This is a genomic window from Methylophilus sp. (assembly GCF_052437885.1).
GTDB lineage: Bacteria > Pseudomonadota > Gammaproteobacteria > Burkholderiales > Methylophilaceae > Methylophilus.
The window spans coordinates 104,902-124,426 of the sequence record NZ_JBQVPB010000009.1; the positions used below are offsets into that span (position 1 = coordinate 104,902).

The 19,525-nt window shown below is 55.0% G+C and carries 17 protein-coding genes; 6 read left to right on the top strand and 11 right to left on the bottom strand.

Annotation, left to right across the window (positions count from 1 at the left end; all coding sequences use genetic code 11):
* Positions 1 to 33: 33 nt before the first annotated feature.
* The 11 genes from der to ndk form a co-directional block, all read right to left on the bottom strand.
* A complete protein-coding gene (gene der / locus ACT6RZ_RS10670) occupies positions 34 to 1,467 on the bottom strand; it encodes a ribosome biogenesis GTPase Der (protein WP_444702094.1) in 1,434 nt (477 codons plus the stop codon).
* Positions 1,467 to 2,687, bottom strand: a complete 1,221-nt coding sequence (bamB, locus tag ACT6RZ_RS10675) for an outer membrane protein assembly factor BamB (protein ID WP_444702095.1) — start codon at positions 2,685 to 2,687, stop codon at positions 1,467 to 1,469. The genes der and bamB overlap by 1 nt, the downstream gene beginning before the upstream one ends.
* Position 2,688: 1 nt before the next feature.
* Positions 2,689 to 3,327 carry a YfgM family protein gene (locus ACT6RZ_RS10680; RefSeq protein WP_444702096.1) on the bottom strand — a complete coding sequence of 213 codons (639 nt, stop codon included), beginning with the start codon at positions 3,325 to 3,327 and terminating at the stop codon, positions 2,689 to 2,691.
* Positions 3,328 to 3,359: 32 nt separating this feature from the next.
* Positions 3,360 to 4,169, bottom strand: a complete 810-nt coding sequence (locus ACT6RZ_RS10685) for an ATP-binding cassette domain-containing protein (protein WP_444702097.1) — start codon at positions 4,167 to 4,169, stop codon at positions 3,360 to 3,362.
* 10 nt (positions 4,170 to 4,179) lie between these two features.
* On the bottom strand, positions 4,180 to 5,004 hold the full coding sequence (locus tag ACT6RZ_RS10690; RefSeq protein WP_444702098.1) for an ATP-binding cassette domain-containing protein: 825 nt from the start codon (positions 5,002 to 5,004) through the stop codon (positions 4,180 to 4,182).
* Positions 5,005 to 5,163: 159 nt separating this feature from the next.
* Positions 5,164 to 6,423, bottom strand: a complete 1,260-nt coding sequence (hisS, locus tag ACT6RZ_RS10695) for a histidine--tRNA ligase (protein ID WP_444702099.1) — start codon at positions 6,421 to 6,423, stop codon at positions 5,164 to 5,166.
* Between the two features lie 22 nt (positions 6,424 to 6,445).
* On the bottom strand, positions 6,446 to 7,732 hold the full coding sequence (ispG, locus tag ACT6RZ_RS10700) for a flavodoxin-dependent (E)-4-hydroxy-3-methylbut-2-enyl-diphosphate synthase (RefSeq protein WP_444702100.1): 1,287 nt from the start codon (positions 7,730 to 7,732) through the stop codon (positions 6,446 to 6,448).
* 2 nt (positions 7,733 to 7,734) lie between these two features.
* Entirely contained in the window at positions 7,735 to 8,982 is a 1,248-nt protein-coding gene (locus ACT6RZ_RS10705) for a helix-turn-helix domain-containing protein (protein WP_444702101.1), read from the bottom strand.
* The gene (pilW, locus tag ACT6RZ_RS10710; RefSeq protein ID WP_444702102.1) at positions 8,983 to 9,783 is read right to left on the bottom strand and encodes a type IV pilus biogenesis/stability protein PilW; all 801 of its coding nucleotides are present in this window, start codon (positions 9,781 to 9,783) and stop codon (positions 8,983 to 8,985) included.
* A gap of 3 nt (positions 9,784 to 9,786) precedes the next feature.
* Positions 9,787 to 10,920 (bottom strand): 23S rRNA (adenine(2503)-C(2))-methyltransferase RlmN, encoded by a 1,134-nt coding sequence (rlmN, locus tag ACT6RZ_RS10715; protein ID WP_444702103.1) that lies wholly within the window; start codon positions 10,918 to 10,920, stop codon positions 9,787 to 9,789.
* Positions 10,913 to 11,317, bottom strand: coding sequence for a nucleoside-diphosphate kinase (ndk, locus tag ACT6RZ_RS10720; RefSeq protein WP_442586615.1), 405 nt, complete (start codon positions 11,315 to 11,317; stop codon positions 10,913 to 10,915). The genes rlmN and ndk overlap by 8 nt, the downstream gene beginning before the upstream one ends.
* A gap of 270 nt (positions 11,318 to 11,587) precedes the next feature.
* Here ndk and ACT6RZ_RS10725 point away from each other — a divergent pair, with 270 nt between their 5' ends.
* The 6 genes from ACT6RZ_RS10725 (at position 11,588) to ACT6RZ_RS10750 (ending at position 19,468) form a co-directional block, all read left to right on the top strand.
* Positions 11,588 to 12,802 carry a formylmethanofuran dehydrogenase gene (locus ACT6RZ_RS10725; RefSeq protein WP_444702104.1) on the top strand — a complete coding sequence of 405 codons (1,215 nt, stop codon included), beginning with the start codon at positions 11,588 to 11,590 and terminating at the stop codon, positions 12,800 to 12,802.
* On the top strand, positions 12,799 to 14,466 hold the full coding sequence (locus tag ACT6RZ_RS10730; RefSeq protein ID WP_444702105.1) for a formylmethanofuran dehydrogenase subunit A: 1,668 nt from the start codon (positions 12,799 to 12,801) through the stop codon (positions 14,464 to 14,466). The genes ACT6RZ_RS10725 and ACT6RZ_RS10730 overlap by 4 nt, the downstream gene beginning before the upstream one ends.
* On the top strand, positions 14,466 to 15,389 hold the full coding sequence (gene fhcD, locus ACT6RZ_RS10735; RefSeq protein ID WP_444702124.1) for a formylmethanofuran--tetrahydromethanopterin N-formyltransferase: 924 nt from the start codon (positions 14,466 to 14,468) through the stop codon (positions 15,387 to 15,389). The genes ACT6RZ_RS10730 and fhcD overlap by 1 nt, the downstream gene beginning before the upstream one ends.
* Complete coding sequence (locus tag ACT6RZ_RS10740; protein ID WP_444702106.1) at positions 15,386 to 16,054, top strand: formylmethanofuran dehydrogenase subunit C; 669 nt, start codon at positions 15,386 to 15,388, stop codon at positions 16,052 to 16,054. The genes fhcD and ACT6RZ_RS10740 overlap by 4 nt, the downstream gene beginning before the upstream one ends.
* A gap of 126 nt (positions 16,055 to 16,180) precedes the next feature.
* A complete protein-coding gene (gene trhO / locus ACT6RZ_RS10745) occupies positions 16,181 to 17,101 on the top strand; it encodes an oxygen-dependent tRNA uridine(34) hydroxylase TrhO (RefSeq protein ID WP_444702107.1) in 921 nt (306 codons plus the stop codon).
* Between the two features lie 183 nt (positions 17,102 to 17,284).
* Positions 17,285 to 19,468 (top strand): putative bifunctional diguanylate cyclase/phosphodiesterase, encoded by a 2,184-nt coding sequence (locus ACT6RZ_RS10750; RefSeq protein ID WP_444702108.1) that lies wholly within the window; start codon positions 17,285 to 17,287, stop codon positions 19,466 to 19,468.
* Positions 19,469 to 19,525 lie beyond the last annotated feature (57 nt).

Consider the following 19,525-nt stretch of genomic DNA (forward strand, 5'->3'; position numbering starts at 1 on the left):
CATGCCTCAGCCAAAACCTGATTTAATAAAGAATTATTTTTTTGTCTTGTTCTTTTCGTTACGCTGCTTCAGTTTGGCGCGCAACTCGTTTTTGCGGCGGCGCATGGTGACCAGGCCTTCGCCTTGTTTGCGCTCGTCTTCTTTATCAAACGGGTTATCGCCTTTGTGATATTGCACGCGTAATGGCGTACCTACCAGCTGGAAGGCTTTGCGGAAGATGCCTTCCAGGTAGCGGGTATAGCTATCCTTGATGCCATCGATATGGTTGCCGTGTACCACCACGATAGGCGGGTTGCTGCCGCCCTGGTGCGCGTAGCGCAATTTGGGGCGTATGCCGCGCGTGATCGGTGGCTGGTGCTGGGTAGTGGCTTCGCCGAGTACGCGAGTGAGTTGTGGCGTTGCCAGCTTGGCCATGGCGGCTTTGAAGGCGACATCAACTGAACCCAGTAACTCGTTGAGGCCTTTTTTGCGCAGGGCAGAAATGTAGTGGAATTTGGCAAAGTCCAGGAATTGCAGTTTGCGGTCGATCTCGCGTTTGATCCATTCGCGTTCATCGTCCTGCAAACCATCCCACTTGTTGATGGCGACCACCAGTGCCCGACCTGAGTCCAGGATATAGGCGGCGACGTGCGCATCCTGCTCGGTGATGCCTTCCTTGGCATCGACCACCAGGATGGCGACGTTGGCGTCTTCGATCGCCTGCATGGTTTTCACCACTGAGAATTTTTCTACTGCTTCAAATACTTTGCCGCGCTTGCGCACACCGGCAGTGTCTATGATGGTGTAGTGTTTGCCGTCTTTTTCTAGGTCTATCTCGATTGAATCGCGCGTGGTGCCCGGCTCGTCAAAGGCGATCACACGGTCTTCACCGAGCAGGGCGTTGACCAGGGTGGATTTGCCTACGTTAGGGCGGCCGACGATGGCTATCCTTGGCGTATCCGGGTTGATAGGTGGCGAGGCTTCTTCCTCTTTCGCGACCATGGTTTCCAGTGCGATCTCTATCAGGTCACGCACGCCTTCGCCATGGGCGGAGGAGATGGATAGGGGTTCACCTATGCCCAGTTCGTGAAAGTCGGCACTGACCACTGCTTTGCGCATGCCTTCGGTTTTATTCACAGCCAGCAGGACCGGGCGTTGTGCCTTGCGCAAGGTCTGCGCAATGGTGAATTCCTGCGGGGTCAGTCCGGCACGTGCATCGACCAGAAAGATAATGACATCGGCTTCATCAATGGCCAGCAGGGTCTGCTTGGCCATTTCCTTGAGGATGCCGCTATCGGCGGTGGGTTCAAAACCGCCGGTATCTATCACCAGGTAAGGCTGGCTTGCGCCCAGGCCGCGGCCGTAGTGACGGTCGCGTGTCAGGCCGGGCAGGTCTGCAACCAGCGCGTCCCGCGACCTTGTCAGGCGGTTAAAGAGAGTGGATTTGCCGACATTTGGCCGGCCAACTAGAACAATGGTAGGTAACATTACTTATAAGTGACGGCATAAATGTGCCCATCACGTGATTGTGCTAGAAACTGGTTATTAGTCCCTGCAACCAGTGACATGATTGGTTTGGAGCCAAGCTGAGTGCGGCCTACGAAGCTGCCATCATCCTGACTGAGGAGGTGTATATAGCCTTCAAGATCACCCACCGCGACCACAGAGCTCATTGGTAATGGTACGGTCAGGTGGCGGTAACCCAGGTTGCCCTGGCGCCAGAAGGTTTTGCCATTGGTGGTATCCAGCGAGTAGACAGAACCTATGGTGTGGCTTAAGTAGATCTTGTTGTTATCAACGGTCAGGCCTACATAGCTGGAAATATCGCGGCTCCAGGCGACCTGGCCGCGCTGGCGGTCTACGCCGGCGACTTTGCCCTGGTAGGCCACCACATAGACCATAGCGCCATCCACGAATGGCAGGCTGGTGATATCGGCGATACGCTCGATCTCGGTCACGCCTTTAGGCTGCGCCACGGTGGCTTCCCACAGCAGTTTGCCATTGTCGGCGCGGATCGCAACTAGTTTGCCACCAGGGAAACCGGCATAGACAGCGCCGCCGTCAACCACGATACCCGCCTGGTTCTTAAGCGAGAGCGAAGGGGTGGCGCGTTCATAAACCCATTTGCGACGGCCATCAGCGGCGTCTATGCCGTAAATATGGTGATCACTGGTACGCACTATCACTGTGCCATCAAAATAACGTGGCTGGCCTTGGATCTCGCTGCTGAGGATGGCATTCCACAATTTTTTGCCATTCATATTCAATGCATACAAATGACCTTTACTGGTGCCTGCCAATATCAGGCCGCCACCGAGGCCGACGCTGCTGCTGATAGGCTCGTTCAGCTCGGTTTGCCACTGTATCTTGCCGGTATCAGCAGCCAGTTGCGTGACTGTGCCTTCGGCATTGACCGCATAGATCTGGTTATCAGCCAGCACTGGCGCATAGGTGAAACGGCCCGGCTCACCGACGTCGGTAGACCAGGCGATACGTGTTTCGTAAGAGCTCTTGATATCTTCGAGTTCGACTGGCGGATTGGCAGGTTCCGCGCCAAAAATGCTTTCGCTCAGATTGGTTTTGACATCATTAAAAGCGGTGCAGGCGGACAGGCCGCTGCCTAGCAGCAAAATGGCAGCCAGAGTCAGGCTGTTGAGCAAATGCGTTTTTTTCATAGGCAGGATAGTTGAGCTCGGCAAGCGTTGCATGTTAACCCAATGCGTCCAGTTTTTGCTGGGTCAGGTAGAACAGTTTGCCTTCCGGGTCCAGGCCTTTAAGTGCTTGAATATAAGCCTGTTTTGCTTCTTTTTCCTGCTTTTTGGCGATATAGATATCACCCAGCATGCTGTTTTTCAAGCCGTCAAAACCGCTGTCGTTGATGGCTTCCAGTGTTTTTTTGGCATCATCCAGCGCATTACGCTCTATCTGCAGGCCGGCGATCTCTATCGCTGCCATGTGCTGGATAGCAGGCTCTTTGGCTTCGGCCACTGCCCATTGCAGCTGTTTTTCGGCCGCTTCGCCCTGTTTGGCCTGGTGCAAGGCGCGTGCAGCAAACAAGGCTGCTCTGCCAGCATAAGGGGTCATGCTGTAATCTTTTTGCATGGCTTCGGCATCTTTGCTGATCTGCTCGGCTTTTTTAGCGTCTACGTCCAGCAGGGAGTTGCTGACCAGGGTCTGATAAGCCGTAGAAGCATCAGTCGCTTTGTTGTTCATCCATGTCTGGTAACCCTGCCAGCCGGCAAAGGCAAGGATGGCGGCCAGCAGCAAGCGTATCGCCATCTTGCCGTTCTTGTTCCACCAGACTCTGAATTCGTCCAGCTGTTCCTGTTCTTCCAAATCGTACGCCATGATATTTTCCTGCTTATTTTTTGTGTGAGTGATTAGGTGATCGCCGAGCGCAAGCCATGACCGGGAATCGCGCTAAGTAATTGTTGTGTATAAATTTGATCGGGTGCATTATAAATGTTTTCTACGCTTCCTTGCTCAATTACTTTGCCTTTTTGCATCACCAGCACTTCGTCGGCAATATGTCTGACCACCCTTAAATCGTGGGTGATAAACAGGTAACTGAGCCCCATTTCTTTCTGCAACTGCTTTAACAGCAGCAGGATCTGCGCCTGCACCGAGACATCCAGTGCCGATACCGGCTCATCGCATACCACCAGTTTCGGTTGCAGTATCAGGGCACGCGCGATACCTATGCGTTGCCGTTGGCCGCCAGAAAACTGGTGAGGATATTTTTGTGCGTCTTCAGCCTGCAAACCGACTTTTTCCAGCATCTGCCGCACACTGTCTTGTTGCTGGCTGGCAGTGCCCATGCCGTGTATCACCAGCCCTTCGCCAACAATATCGCCTACCCGCATTCTCGGGTTGAGCGAGGCGAACGGGTCCTGGAATATCATCTGGATATTGCGGCGCGCGCTGCGTAAGGCTGATTTATCCAGAGCCAGGAAGTCGCTGCCATCAAATTCCACTTCGCCGCTATCCAGCGCCAGTAAACGTAAAATGCCGCGCGCCAGGGTCGATTTTCCACTGCCCGATTCGCCGACTACCGCCAGGGTGGTGCCGCGTTTGAGTTGCAGGCTGACATCATCCAGCGCGGGGATGGTCTGCTTGCCTAACCCTAGCGCGCCGGTGCGCTGTATATAGGTCTTGCTCAGGTGACGCGCTTGCAGGATCAGATCAGTCATATGCGTTCCATCAGGCCGGGGTCAGCCAGTCATAGGTCATAGGCTGCAATACTTTTTTACCTTCGGCATCCGGCACACAGGCTAGCAATGCTTTGGTGTAAGGGTGTTGCGGCCGGGTCAGCACCTGGCTGACGCTGCCGACTTCGACAATCTCGCCCCTGAACATCACCACCACTTCATCGGCGATATCAGCCACCACGCCAAAATCATGCGTGATGAACAGCATGGCCATATGCATGCGGTCTTTGAGTTGTTTCAACAAGCGCAATACCTGTGCCTGCACTGTCACATCCAGCGCCGTGGTCGGCTCGTCTGCGATCAGCAGGGCCGGTTCGCAGGCGATGCTCATGGCGATCATTACGCGTTGGCGCTGGCCACCCGAGAGCTCATCGGGGTAGCTGTTGGCGCGGCCAGGGTCTATGCCCACCTGCTGCAACAGCTCAGCGACTTTCTGTTTTAAGGCAGCGCCTCTCAGGCCCAGGTGTGTCTGCAAAGGCTCACCGATCTGAAAACCGACTGTCAGAACCGGGTTCAATGAAGTCATAGGCTCCTGGAAGATCATGCCTATCTGCCGGCCACGCAGTGTTTGCATGGCTTTTTCATCCAGAGTGGCAAGGTCCTGGCCCTGAAACACAATATGGCCTTGCATATGCAGTTGCGGGGATAACAGTTTCATCACGCTGAGCGCGGTCAGGCTTTTGCCACTGCCCGATTCGCCGACGATGCAGGTGGTTTTGCCGCGCGACAATGAGAGCGATACGTTACGCACCAGTTTGCGCTCCGGCGCGTGCGCCGGAACGATGTTTAACTGGTCTATGCGTAAAATTTCAGTCATCTGATTGAGGGTGCTAGGGTGCTAATCATGAAAAAACCAGTCAGTGTATAAGTGGCCCCGGTGCATAAGTGACCACAGTTCACAAGTGGCCACAGTTCGTAACTGCTTTGGGGTTGCAAGCTGCGTGTCATTCAACTGCTGGCCTGCTGGCGTGGCATATCATGCGGCTTGCACTATGGCGAGTACTTGCTCGAATGGCACGCGGGCCTGTTCACCCTGGCCCAGCATCGGTTTCAGGCTGATCTCATTGGCCGCCGCTTCATCATCGCCAAAAATGGCGGCGTAGCGGGCACCGCTACGGTCGGCTTTCTTCATCTGTGATTTAAAGCTGCCACCACCGGCATGTAGCACCACGCTAAGCCCCATATTACGCAGGGTTTCCGCCACGGTAAAGGCTTTTTGTTCTGCCAGCTCGCCGACATTGACCAGGTAAATGTCCGGCTGGTTCTGGGCGCTGACACCATATTCCTGCATGAGCAGGAATACGCGTTCCAGGCCTATGCCAAAACCACAGGCGGTGGTCGCGTTGCCACCGATGCGTTCTACCAGCGTGTCGTAGCGGCCACCGCCGGCGATCGTGCCCTGTGCCCCCAGCTTGGTGGTCACCCATTCAAATACGGTACGGTTGTAGTAATCCAGCCCGCGCACCAGCCTGTGGTTGATGGTGTAGGCGATGCCCGCCTGCGTGAGCAGGGCACACAGCTGTGCGAAGTGCTGTTTAGAGGCATCACCCAGGCCGTCCATCAGTTTGGGTGCCGCTTCGCACATGGCCTGCATGCGCGGGTTCTTGCTATCCAAGATGCGTAAGGGGTTGTTGTGCAAACGGCGTTTGGCATCTTCATCCAGTAACTCGGCATGCTGCTCAAAATAGTGGATCAGTGTATTGCGGTATTGCGCACGCTCATCGGCGTCGCCTATGCTGTTGATCTGTAGTTCTACATCCTTGATACCCAGCGCCTGCCACAAACGTGCCAGCAGCACTATCTGTTCAGCGTCTACATCCGGGCCATCAAAACCAAAGGCTTCCACGCCTATCTGGTGGAACTGGCGCTGACGGCCTTTTTGTACATTCTCATGGCGGAACATGGGGCCCATATACCACAGGCGTTGCGGGCCGTTATAGGTCAGGTTATGTTCAACCACCGCGCGTACACAGCCGGCGGTACCTTCCGGGCGCAAGGTGAGTTTGTCGCCGTTAAGCGCATCTTGCCAGGCATACATTTCTTTTTCGACGATGTCGGTGTGTTCACCTACACTGCGCACGAACAATTCGGTAGGCTCTACCACAGGCATGCGGATATTGTTGTAGCCATACTGGCTCAAAATGTGGCGTGCGGTGTCTTCCAGCTTAAACCACAGCGGGGTGGCTTCCGGCAAAATGTCATAGAAGCCTTTGATGGATTGGAATTTTTGGGTCATTGCTAACAGCCGTTTGCTTTAATTATTGTGGGATGGCGACTATCGGGATCACGCTGGGTTTAAGGGCGCGCAATTTGCCGCCTTCGGCATAATGGGTACGCACATATTCATCCACCAGCAACTGAAAGTCCTGCGCAATGCGTTCGCCTTTCAGCGTCACCGTTTTTTCACCATCGACAAACACTGGTGCTACCGGCGTTTCGCCGGTGCCAGGCAAGCTGATGCCGATATTAGCCAGTTTGGATTCGCCCGGGCCATTGACCACGCAGCCCATGACCGCGACGTTCAATGTCTCCACCCCGGGATATTGGCCACGCCATACCGGCATCTGCTGGCGCAACCAGGTCTGGATCTGCATCGCCAGCTCCTGGAAATAGGTGCTGGTGGTGCGGCCGCAACCGGGGCAGGCCGTCACTAAAGGGGTGAACGAGCGTATGCCCATGGTCTGCAGGATCTCCTGGGCGACCACCACTTCTTTGGTACGGGATTCGTTAGGTTCTGGCGTCAGCGAGACGCGTATGGTGTCGCCTATGCCTGACTGCAGCAAGATGGCCAGTGCAGCCGTTGAGGCCACTATGCCTTTGGAACCCATGCCGGCTTCGGTCAAGCCCAGGTGCAGCGGGTAGTCACAACGCTGGCCGAGGTCACTGTAGACCTGGATCAGGTCTTGCACATTGCTGACCTTGCAGGAAATAATGATCTGGTCCGGGCTCAGGCCCAGGTCTATGGCTTGCTGGGCACTTTCCAGCGCAGACTGGATCAGCGCTTCGCGCATCAGCGCATCGGCAGACAGCGGCTCGGCCAGCTTGCCGTTATCATCCATCATCTGCGCCATTTTGGCCTGGTCCAGGCTGCCCCAGTTGACGCCTATGCGCACTGCTTTTTTGTAGTGGATGGCGGCTTCTATCATGGCGCCGAACTGCTCATCGCGCTTGCTGCCTTTGCCGACATTGCCCGGGTTGATGCGGTATTTAGCCAGCGCTTGTGCGCATTCAGGATAAGCCTGTAACAGTTTATGGCCATTAAAATGAAAGTCACCGACCAGCGGTACGCTGCAACCCAGGGCATCCAGGCCTTTGCGGATAGTCGCTACCTGTGCGGCTGCTTCTGCCGAGTTGACCGTGATACGCACCACTTCAGAACCGGCCTGCCATAGCTCATACACCTGGCGTATGGTGGCTTCGGCATCGGCGGTATCGGTATTGGTCATGCTTTGCACCACGACGGGCGAAGCGGTAGTGCCATAAAGGCCACCGCCGACTGCGACGTGGCCTATCATGACCTGGCGGGTGTTTCGACGTTGTATCATGCTTATTTCAATTGTATGCGTGCCACACGGCCACGGGTGGCCTGGGTCAGGTCATAAGGCTGGTTATCTATGGTCAGCTGTGTGCCCTGGGCGTGGCCAACAATGACATTGACCGGTTTTTCGGCCACTACATTGTGTTCAGAGCCCGCATTCAGGACTTCGCTGAGGATCTTTTTGCCTTGCATATCTTCGATACGCACCCAGGAGTCTTCAGTGACGCGGAACACCAGCATGGCTTTTTGCGGGTCTGCAGATTTAAGCGTGGTGCTTTCCACCGCATTGCTGGCAGACGGGGTAGGGGTGCTGACTATGGTGCTGTCAGGCGTGGAGGACGCGACTGTGGCTGGCTCCGCTGCGGGGGCAGGTGCCGATTCAGGCGCGCTGCTAGCAGCGGGTTCAGTCGCTGCTGCTATGGGCGCCGTGGCTGTCTGGTCAGTGGTGGCGGTTGCATCTGCCGTTGCTGCCGGCAGTGTGACCGCATCGGTCACTGCCGGTGGCACATTGATCTCTTGCCCGGTCGTTTCACTGATCTCATCCACATCCAGCGCCAGCGAAGCATTTTTAAGCGCCTGCGGTTTGATATGGTTGATATAGAAATAAGCCAGTATCGCCGCCAGGATCAGAAAGATAAAAAACGTCAATATGCGCTGCGGACGTATGGTGCGGGCCGGTTTGTCTATCACCGACGGGCTGGCATTCGACCTGACGCTCAATGGCAAAGGCGCGGTGCTGGGCACGATACGCTGATAAGCTGCCAGCACCGGCGTCACGTCTATATTCAGCAACTTGGCATAGTTGCGGATAAAGCCGCGCACTATGCTGGGTTGTGGCAGCTTGTCAAAATCATCCTGCTCTATGGCCTGGATTTGTTTTGGCCCCAGACGCAGATGGCTGCTGACATCATGGATACTCAGCCCTAGCGTTTCGCGTGCGGCTTTCAGCACATTGCCACATCCCGAACCCGGTATCGTGACTATCGGGGTCTCTTCAATTGGTGGGGTTTCTTCAATGACCGAAGTCTCTTCAATCAGTGGAGTGGCCGTTTCTGGTGTAGAAGGTTGCATGCTGTGTGTGTCGCCTGTTAACGCCGGTGGCTGTGGATCAGAAGTCTGGGTCTCAACGCCGGTATCGGGCACCAGTTCAGGCGTGGCTTCAGTATCGACCTTACGTTTGCGCCCACGTTTTGGTTTATCTGCCGCCTCAGTGTTAAGGGCGCTGACGTTGATGTTATCTTCTGACGTCACTTGCATTTACTCCATTTTCAACAGTTGTTTGGTTTCGTTGGAATTTGGAAACAGTTTATGCAACTGTACACTGTAATGATGCGCCTCATCCGGCATTTGCAATGCACGGTAGATGCGCACAGCCAGTAACAGTGATTCAGGGGTAGGGGCGGCACTGACGCTGTTTTGCAGTGAATTCAAAGCCGCGCTGGCATCACCTCGCGCAAACTGCAGGTTAGCGAGCTGGTAAGCACTGGCGTGCGCCAGAGGGTCCACCTGCAAGGCTTTGCTGAAATAGCTTTCGGCTTGCGGTTTCTGTTTGCTGCGCAGGGCGCACACGCCGGCATTGTAATAAGCCACCTGCGGTGTTTTATACAAAGGGTTTTTAACTGCCAGCAAGAATTCTTTTTGCGAATCTTCATAACGGCCCTGGTCACATAAAAAGCGTCCATAGTTATTATGTGATTCGGAGTTGGCCGGCTGCAGCTGGATGGCGCGTACGAAAGCCGCTTCTGCACGCGGTTTATCCCCCAGTGACGCATACACTAAACCGAGACCGTTATACGCCAGTGCATAACCGGGGCTGCGTTCGGTGGCGGTGTTGAACTCTTCAAGCGCGACGTCGTAACGTTTGAGCCTGAAGTATTCGGCGCCCAGCTCGGTGTGCACGCGCGCAGACTCCTCATCGCCGGTTTCGCGGCTCATGGGTTGCTGGTCGTAAGGCAGGGCGTTTGGGGTGGCAGTGGGGTTTTGCGCGCAAGCGCTCAGCCACAGGCAGGTCGCCAGCGATAACATGAGCATGGGTTGCGCAAAAAAATGTGTTCTCATGACTTATTGGCCCGATTGAATGGCGCCAGGCTGAATGGCAATGGTTTTTTGTGTGCGGCGGGTCTTGTCCAGCACCTTGCCAGCCAGTTGACCACAAGCGGCATCGATATCCTCGCCACGGGTCTTTCTGACGGTCACCACATAGCCAGCTTGCATTAACATATCACGAAACGCGCGTACCTGCATGGGCTTGGAAGTACCATAGCCGCTGTTAGGGAAAGGGTTGAACGGGATCAGGTTGAATTTGCAAGGCACATTACGCACCACGTCCAGCAATTGCCTGGCGTGCTCAATGCTGTCATTGATGCCATCCAGCATCACATATTCAAACGTGACAAAGTCACGCGGCGCCTTGACCAGGTAGCGCTCACAGGCCGCCATCAGGTCTTTGATCGGGTATTTCTTGTTGATGGGCACGATCTCGTCGCGCAGGGCATCATTCGGTGCATGCAATGACACCGCCAGTGCCACCGGGCAATCTTCTTTCAGCCTGTCCATCGCTGGCACCATGCCGCTGGTCGATAAAGTCACGCGTCTGCGGCTCAGGCCGTAAGCGCTGTCATCGAGCATGATCTGCATGGCGGTGACTACATTGTCGTAATTGGCCAGCGGTTCGCCCATACCCATCATCACCACGTTGGAGATGATACGGTCACTGGCAGGCAGCATGTTGTAGCCTTCGGCCTGGCGCAGGGAGTGGTTAGCCACCCATAGCTGGCCTATGATCTCTGACACGCTGAGGTTGCGGTTAAAGCCCTGGCGACCAGTGCTGCAGAATGTGCATTCGAGTGCGCAGCCCACCTGGCTGGAAATGCACAGCGTGCCACGGTCATCTTCGGGGATAAATACGGTCTCTACGCTGTTGGCAGTACCGTCTTTAAGGTTATTGGTGCCTATCAGCCATTTACGCGTGCCGTCGTCGGAGACTTGTTCCAACTGCACATCGGGTAATTTAAATTCGGCTTCCTGGCGTAGTTTCTCGCGCAGGACTTTGGCGATATCTGTCATCTGGTCGAGGTCTAAAACCCCGAAGTGATGCATCCAGCGCATCAGTTGCTTGGCGCGGAAAGGCTTCTCGCCGATACTGTTAAAGTAATCGGCGAGTTGCGGCTGGTTAAGGTCGAGTAAATTAACCAAAGAAGTATTTAATTTCGATAGCTGCATTTTCCAGGCTGTCTGAACCGTGCACAGCGTTGGCATCGATGCTTTCAGCGAAGTCAGCACGGATAGTGCCTGGCGCTGCGTCTTTAGGGTTGGTCGCGCCCATCAGGTCACGGTGTTTCAATACTGCATTCTCACCCTCAAGCGCCTGGATGATCACCGGGCCGGAGATCATGAATTTGACCAGGTCGTTGAAGAAAGGGCGCTCTTTGTGCACTGCATAAAAGCCTTCAGCTTCAGCTTGTGTCAGTTGCGTGAATTTAGCAGCTACGATCTTCAAACCGGCGTTTTCAAAACGTGTGTAGATTTGACCGATCACGTTTTTTGCAACCGCGTCTGGTTTGATAATGCTAAGTGTGCGCTCTAAAGCCATGAAAACTCCAATGTGTAGTTAATTAACAAGAAAAATCAAACAGCTATTCTACTATTTTTAACGTGATAGATAAACCTTGATTGCGGATTGTTTGTGCATCGCTGGCGTATGCCTGGTTCACTCAGCGTCAGCCGGTTTGGTTTTAACAGCTTAAATAACGCGCATTCCCCGCTTTATTTTTTCTATCCACAGCGTATAGATGTTTGTATGATGTGATGGTTTTCAACGATGGCGTTGGCTTTTTCAACGTAGACGAGAGATCTTTCCATAATGATAAATACAGAACAGAGTATGCATGCCTGCCCAGCCTGTGGCTTGCTATGTGACGATATTTCGGGGGATGCCATTGCCAAACAGCAGTTTTCGTGTGGCAAGGCAGCAAAATTTTACGCGCGCAAGACAGTTGCCGCGCAACCACAGCTCAATGGTAAACCAGCCACGCTGGCCGAAGCTGTCGCCGCTGCTGCTGCCTTGTTACAGCAGGCAAATGCTCCATTGATTGCGGGTAGTAGCACCGATGTGCATGGTGCCCGTGCCCTGGTCAGGCTGGCCAACCAGAACGGTGCCGCCATGACGCACCTGAATGCCGACAGCACCTTGCGCAATATGAAAGTGTTGCAGCATCGCGGCTGGCAAACCACCACGCTGACCGAAGTGCGCAACCGTGCCGATGTGATCCTGATGATAGGCACCGATGTGGTCAGCCACAATGCACGCTTTTTCGAGCGCGTGGTGTGGGTGGATGAAGCCATGTTCACCGAACCTGCCGCACGCCAGATCATTTACCTGGGTGGCGATAAACTGAAAACGCAGGCGGGTACGGCACCGGATGGCCGTGCGCCCCAAGTGATAGACTGTGCTGCCGAGCAATTGCCGCAAGTGGTGGCTGCCTTGCGTGCATTGGTCATGAACAAGCCAGTGGCAGGCACAGCCGTTGCCGGGGTCGAGATCAGCACCTTGCAGGCGCTGGCCGAGACCCTGAAAGCAGCCAGATACGCCACCCTGGTCTGGGTAGCCAAAGACCTGCATTACCAGCATGCTGAATTAACCATAGAAAACATCACCGAAACCGTGGTCGCGCTCAACCAGAAATCACGCGCCATGGGCTTGTCACTGGGTGGCAGCGATGGCGATACCAGTGTCAATTACGCACACACCTGGCTCAATGGCGTCATCATAGATGCGCCAAACTGGCAGGAACATGATGCCGTGGTCTGGGTGAACAGCTTTAGCCCCGAGGCCATGCCACCGGCAGAAGCCGCGCCAGTCATCGTGCTCGGCGCTGCTGACAGCGTATTCACCACCGCACCTGCCGTGTTTATTCCGGTAGCGACTCCCGGCCTGGATACTGGTGGCCAGCAATTCCGCGTCGATGGTTCGGTGACCTTGCCGCTGACAGCAGCCAAACCTTCTGCCGTAGCCACCTTGTCACAGGTTGTTGCCTTGATAGAAGAAACCATAGCAAACGAAGGGAAATCTGCATGATCACCTTGCTCAAGAATGCCAGGGTGATAGACCCGACCCAGAACAAAGACGGTGTGCTGGAAGATATCTATATCCGTGACGGCCGCATCATCGCCAAACCGGCTGAGACTGAAAAGATCGACCAGGCGCATGAACTGAACGGAAAGATAGTGATGGCCGGTGCCATTGATATGCATAGCCATATCGGCGGCGGCAAGGTCAATATCGCCCGCATGCTGCTGCCCGAGTATCAGGATATGCGCCGCCTGCAGGAGCCGGAAGCCCATATCTGTGGCGCGAACTGCAGCCACCATGCGACTCCGAATACCACAGACACCGGCATGCGCTATATCGAGATGGGTTACACCGCAGCCTTTGAGCCGGCTATCCTGGCAGTCAATGCGCGCCAGGCACATATGGAGATGGGCGATACGCCCATGATAGACAAAGGCGGTTACGCCATGCTGGGTAACGATGATTACCTGCTACGCCTGCTGAGCCAGAATGCCGACCAGAAGACTATCAATGATTATGTGGCCTGGACTTTGCACGCGACGCAAACCATAGGCATCAAGGTGGTGAACCCGGGCGGTATCTCGGCCTTTAAATTCAACGAGCGCCGCCAGGACCTGGATCAGCAGCACAGCCATTACCACATCACGCCACGCCGCATCCTGCAGGCCCTGAGCCGTGCCGTGAACGACCTTGGCATTGCCAAGCCGCTGCATGTGCACTGTAACAACCTGGGGGTGGCTGGCAACTTTCAGACCACGCTGGACACCATGGGCGCCAGCGATGGTTTGCCCATGCACCTGACGCATATCCAGTTTCACAGCTACGGCACCGAAGGCGACAAGAAATTCTCTTCTGCCGCCGCCAATATCGCCGAAGCGATCAATAAAAACAAACATATCACTGCCGATGTCGGCCAGATCCTGTTTGGCCAGACAGTGACTGCCTCCGGCGACAATATGATGCAGCATCTGAATGCCAAGGTCGCCAATCCGAAAAAATCGGTGATCATGGATATCGAATGTGATGCCGGTTGTGGGGTGGTGCCATTCAAATACCGCGATGAGAACTACGTCAATGCCTTGCAGTGGGCGATAGGGCTGGAGATCTTCCTGAGCGTGGAAGACCCATGGCGGGTATTCCTGACCACCGATCACCCGAATGGCGCGCCATTCACCAGCTATCCGCATCTGATCCGTTTGCTGATGGACAGGTCTTTCCGCAACGACGCCTTTGATAAGCTCAACCTCGACGCGCAGGCCATGAGTAACCTCAAGGCGCTGGACCGCGAATACAGCCTGTATGAGATCGCCGTCATGACCCGTGCCGCGCCCGCCAAACTGATAGGCCTGCATGACAGAGGCCATCTGGGGGTAGGGGCAGCGGCAGATATCACCATTTATACCGAGCAAGCCGACAAGGAAGCCATGTTTGCCAAGCCAGACCTGGTGTTCAAGGATGGGCAACTGGTGGTCAAAGAAGGCAAGGTCATCAAAGTGGTGTGGGGTGCTACCCATACCGCCAAGCCTGCATTTGATTCAGGCGTGGAAAAAGACATCAAACAGTATTTTGATCGCTACCACACCATGCAGATGCAACATTTTAAAATCAGTAATGACCATATTGCGGAAGATGGCCGCAACCATGTCATTAATCATGTGCAGGGGGCATGATGATCATTAACGGCGTAGAAATAGACGACACCTTTGCTGAAGCATTCAATATGCGCGCCACGCGCGTGCTGATCACCGCGCAGAACCTGCGCTGGGCGTATAACGCAGCCAATGCCATGACCGGCTTTGCCACCAGTGTGATCGGTTGCGGCGTAGAGGCAGGCATAGAGCGCGAACTGAGCGCGGAAGAAACGCCTGATGGCAGGCCCGGTGTCAGCGTGCTGCTGTTCGCCATGGGCAGCAAGGTATTGATGCAGCAACTTGAGACCCGTATGGGGCAATGTATCCTGACCTGCCCGACTGCGGCTGCCTTTGCCGGCATAGAGTCGGAAGATATGATCAGCCTGGGCAAGCATTTGCGCTTTTTCGGCGATGGCAACCAGATCTCCAAACAGATCGCCAATGCCGATGGCAAGCTCAAGCGCTACTGGCGTATCCCGGTCATGGATGGCGAGTTCCTGACTGAAGAAACCACCGGCATGGTGCGCGCCATAGGCGGAGGTAACTTCCTGGTGCTGGGCACCAGCCAGGCACAAGTGCTGACAGCTTGTGAAGCGGCCATTGATGCCATGCGCCAGTTTGCTAATGTGATCATGCCTTTCCCTGGCGGGGTGGTGCGCTCGGGTTCCAAAGTTGGCAGCAAATACCCGAAGATGTTCGCCAGTACCAATGATGCGTTCTGCCCGACCCTCAAAGGCGTGGTCAAGAGCGAGCTCGACCCGCGTGTGGAAAGTGTGATGGAGATCGTGGTGAATGGTCTGGCATTTGAAGATATCGCGTTATCCATGAAGGCTGGTATCGAGGCCGCATGTGGGCTTGGTCAAGAGAATGGCATACTGCGCATTTCTGCCGGTAACTACGGCGGAAAACTGGGGCCACATCATTTTAAACTGCGCCCGATTTTAAGCGGGGAGGTCGCATGAGTATCATCACATTAACCGCCAAAGCCATCACACGCGTGGTTGATTGCCGCGCCTTGTCGCCGCAAGCCCTGCAGGCTAAAAGCGTGGCCGAGATCGGGGCCATCAAACTGGCAAAGAATCTCAGCGCTGCTGAAGTGTTCGATATCAGCGTGGATGACACTGGCGATGCCCTGCAAGTGGTGTTTAAAAACACCAGTGCTAACCACGCCTATATCGGTTTCGGCATGACGCTGGGCCAGGTCATCGTAGAGCACGATGCCGGTGACTTTTTAGGTGCACAGATGCAGCAAGGCGTGCTGATCTGCAAAGGCAATGCCGGCGCGCGGGCAGGCGACCGTATGCGGCGTGGCATGCTGCTGATAGAGGGCGATGCCGGTGATTACTGTGCTTCCGATATGATGGCGGGTACCCTGGGCGTGCTGGGTGCTACCGGCGCCTACCTTGGTTATGGCATGAAACGTGGCACCTTGTTGCTGGCCAAAGCGCCTGCGGCACAAGCGACCTGGATAGATTGCGGCCTGCATCAGTTACCGTTCCTGAATATCCTGTATAAGTCGTTCAAGCTGCTGGACAGCCGCTTTGCCGGCATCAGCAGCCTGCGTGTGCAACGCTGGATGGGCGATATGGGTGGCTTGGGCAAGGCAGAAATTTTAGTGATTCAATAATCTTTTGATTTGGATCAATATTTATCAAACGGGCGCTATGCCCGTTTGTTTTTTGCATATTTGTCTTTTTCATTCAGCGGCTTAGGGTGTTAAAATGCCACTCTTTGAAACCAAGCTATTTTGCAAATGAGTCAATACCTCACCGCCGCGCTGTATAAATTCGTCACGCTGGAAAATTATAAGGACCTGCAACAGCCTATCCTGGAGCAATGCCTGATGCTGGGCATCAAAGGCACCTTGCTGCTGGCGAATGAAGGCATCAACGGCACCATCGCCGGCAAGCCCGAAGATATACGCGCCATTCTGGCCTATTTGCGCAGTGACCCCCGCCTGGCAGCGCTGGAACATAAAGAATCCTGGGCCGACAGCCACCCGTTCTACCGCATGAAGGTCAAACTGAAAAAAGAGATAGTCACCATGGGTGTGCAGGGCGTAGACCCGAATGACTTGGTAGGCACCTATGTCAAGCCGGAAGACTGGAATGCATTGATCTCAGACCCGGATGTGATCCTGCTCGACACACGTAACGATTACGAAGTGCACATAGGCACTTTCAAAGGGGCAGTCGACCCCAAGACCACCACCTTCCGCGAGTTTCCCAAATACGTGGCCGACAACCTGGATAACACCAAACATAAAAAAGTGGCCATGTTCTGCACCGGCGGTATCCGCTGTGAAAAAGCCTCCTCATTCATGAAGCAGCAAGGCTTTGAAGAGGTGTACCACTTGCAGGGCGGTATTCTCAAATATCTGGAAACCGTACCCGAGCAAGAAAGCCTGTGGCAGGGCGATTGCTTTGTATTCGACCAGCGCGTGGCGGTCAAACATGGGCTGGAAGTCGGTGACCATCAGCAGTGCTATGCCTGCCGCATGCCGCTGACGCACGAAGAAATGCACAGCGAACAGTACGAGGCGGGTATTTCGTGCCCGTATTGCTACGATAAACTGTCTGCTGACAAACGCGATTCCCTGCGCGAGCGGCAGAAACAGGTCAAACTGGCCAAATCGCGTGGCCAGACCCATATCGGTGATGGCAAGCTTAAATAACAACTGTTAATTCTGCCTTGGCCATTTTGCCTGGCTTCAGCCCTGGCAGCACGCTCGCCAGCCTTTTCTTGCCTGTTTTTCACATGCGTGAAATAAAATTGGTGTAAATATATGTGATTATGTCTATACTTTTATCAAAGTGTCAGACCAGATATAGCTACGCTAGTGCATAAGGAGAAGGCAGTGAAGTGCCCTGCAATATTAGCCAATGAACAAGAGCGGCTCGCTGCTTTATATGAACATGGGTTTGACGATGAAGGGCTGGTACCCAGTTTGGAGCCTATCGTGCAGATCGCCGCCCGCATGTTTGATATGCCGGTGGCTGCGGTGAATATGATAGGCAGCGACCATGTGTTTTTTGCTGCTGCGGTGGGCGTAGGTGAAACGGATATGCGGCGCGACGTGTCTTTTTGCGCCCATGCCATCAATCAGCCGCAGATCATGGTGGTGCCTGATACGGCACTGGATGAACGCTTTCACGATAACCCGCTGGTCACTGGTGACGCCAACGTACGCTTCTATGCCGGTGTGCCACTGCGCTCGCCGGGCGGGCTTTCACTGGGTGCGTTCTGCATCATCGATAACAAGCCTCGCCCGAATTTTTCTGAAGAAGACCAGCGCAGATTACTGGAGCTGGCGCATATCGTGTCAGACCGCCTGGAACTGCGGCGCATAGAAACCTCCAGCAACCGCCACAGACCGACCTTTGAAAAATATGCCGGCAATTCGACCACGCCGGTGGTCTGGTTTGACGAGCAACTGCAGATCATCGCCTGGAACGCAGCGGCAGCGCTTTCGCATGGTTATACGCTGTCAGAAGGCGTAGGCCAGCCAGTCGATATGCTGGTGCCGGAACGTGACCGTTCCATCCTGCATGAAACCATAGACAAAGCCATTGCCGCCGATACCCTGGGCCATCTGGATACCTTTTCCGAAATATCCGGCTTGCGCAAGGACGGCACGCGTTTCCTGCTCGGGTTCTCGCTATTTGCCTGGAAAGAATCCGGCAAGATGCGGTTTGAGGCGATCCTGAAAGACATCACCGAGCAACGCATGGAAGAAGCAGAATTGCGGCTGCGTGCCAATGTCGATCTGCTAACCGGCCTGGCGAACCGCGCGCGTTTTTACCGCGTGGTCGAAGATACTCTGACCCTGCCCAAGCCTGCCGCCGTGTTTATGATAGACCTGGATGGTTTCAAGGACGTCAACGACACCCTGGGGCACGCACTGGGTGACGCGGTGCTCAAGCAAGTGGCCATGCAGTTGGGGCAGCTGGTCAATGTGCCAGGGCTGGCCGCCCGCATAGGCGGTGACGAATTCGCCATCATGGTGCCCAATATCCTCAGTGCCGAAGCAGCCATGCAGCTGGCTGAAAAGATCATAAAGCAGATCGCCATGCCTATCCTGATCGACGGTCATGAAGTGCGTGTCGCCGCCAGCTGTGGCGTCGCCCTGGCACCCATGCATGCCCAGGAGGCGCTGGAACTGGTCAGCGATGCCGACCTGGCTTTGTTCAAGGCCAAAATGTCCGGGCGCGGCAGGGTGTTCCTGTTCACGCCCGCTTTACGCATGGAAGCCGTGGCACGCCGCTTGTACGCCATGGAGCTGCACCGGGCGGTAGACCAGGGTGAATTCCTGCTCTATTACCAGCCACAGGTGAACCTGACCAGCGGTGCGGTGATAGGCGCAGAGGCTTTATTGCGCTGGCGCCACCCCAAACGCGGCGTGCTGACGCCTATCTCGTTCTTGCCGGCACTCGAAGGCGGGCCGCTGGCCGCCATCGTTGGTTCATGGATACTGGATGAGGCCTGTGCCCAGGCCGCTTACTGGCGACGCAACGGCGCCAGTGAGTTCCGCATAGGCGTCAACCTGTTTGAAGCGCAGTTCCACGTCGGTAACGTGGTGCAGGAGGTGATGGATGTCCTTGCCCGCCATGGCTTGCCGCCAGAGGCGCTGGAGCTGGAGATCACTGAAAACATCGCCCTGGATAACGATGAAGTGGTATTGAACGCACTGCGCAAACTCAAACTGTATGGCGTGGGCATCGCCTTTGACGACTTTGGTACGGGTTATGCCTCCTTAAGCCTGCTGAAAACCTATCCGCTGACACGCATCAAGATAGACCGCTCGTTCGTGCATGGCATGCTGGAGCACAAGCAGGACGATTCCGTGGTGTGTGCCACGCTGGATATCGCGCATGGCTTTGACCTGCAAACCATCGCCGAAGGCATAGAAACCAAAAGTCAGTACCATTATTTAAAAGAGAAAAAGTGTGAGGAGGGGCAGGGCAGCCTGTTTGGCAAGCCCATGCCGGCCGCACAGTTTGCCAGCCTGATCGGCATCAAGAACTTGCCATCTGCGGCTTGAGGGCCTGATCGGCATCAGCCATTTGCCGTCTCCCGCCTGCAAGGAGCCAGCAAGCCG

Bases quoted from the DNA above. Each gene is read 5' to 3' on its own strand.
- ACT6RZ_RS10685 (WP_444702097.1), bottom strand. From the start codon at position 4,169: ATGACTGATCTGATCCTGCAAGCGCGTCACCTGAGCAAGACCTATATA.
- ndk (WP_442586615.1), bottom strand. From the start codon at position 11,317: ATGGCTTTAGAGCGCACACTTAGCATTATCAAACCAGACGCGGTTGCA.
- ACT6RZ_RS10705 (WP_444702101.1), bottom strand. From the start codon at position 8,982: ATGCAAGTGACGTCAGAAGATAACATCAACGTCAGCGCCCTTAACACT.
- fhcD (WP_444702124.1), top strand. From the start codon at position 14,466: ATGATCATTAACGGCGTAGAAATAGACGACACCTTTGCTGAAGCATTC.
- pilW (WP_444702102.1), bottom strand. From the start codon at position 9,783: ATGAGAACACATTTTTTTGCGCAACCCATGCTCATGTTATCGCTGGCG.
- trhO (WP_444702107.1), top strand. From the start codon at position 16,181: ATGAGTCAATACCTCACCGCCGCGCTGTATAAATTCGTCACGCTGGAA.
- ACT6RZ_RS10690 (WP_444702098.1), bottom strand. From the start codon at position 5,004: ATGACTGAAATTTTACGCATAGACCAGTTAAACATCGTTCCGGCGCAC.
- ACT6RZ_RS10740 (WP_444702106.1), top strand. From the start codon at position 15,386: ATGAGTATCATCACATTAACCGCCAAAGCCATCACACGCGTGGTTGAT.
- ACT6RZ_RS10680 (WP_444702096.1), bottom strand. From the start codon at position 3,327: ATGGCGTACGATTTGGAAGAACAGGAACAGCTGGACGAATTCAGAGTC.
- ispG (WP_444702100.1), bottom strand. From the start codon at position 7,732: ATGATACAACGTCGAAACACCCGCCAGGTCATGATAGGCCACGTCGCA.
- bamB (WP_444702095.1), bottom strand. From the start codon at position 2,687: ATGCAACGCTTGCCGAGCTCAACTATCCTGCCTATGAAAAAAACGCAT.
- ACT6RZ_RS10725 (WP_444702104.1), top strand. From the start codon at position 11,588: ATGATAAATACAGAACAGAGTATGCATGCCTGCCCAGCCTGTGGCTTG.
- der (WP_444702094.1), bottom strand. From the start codon at position 1,467: ATGTTACCTACCATTGTTCTAGTTGGCCGGCCAAATGTCGGCAAATCC.
- hisS (WP_444702099.1), bottom strand. From the start codon at position 6,423: ATGACCCAAAAATTCCAATCCATCAAAGGCTTCTATGACATTTTGCCG.
- ACT6RZ_RS10730 (WP_444702105.1), top strand. From the start codon at position 12,799: ATGATCACCTTGCTCAAGAATGCCAGGGTGATAGACCCGACCCAGAAC.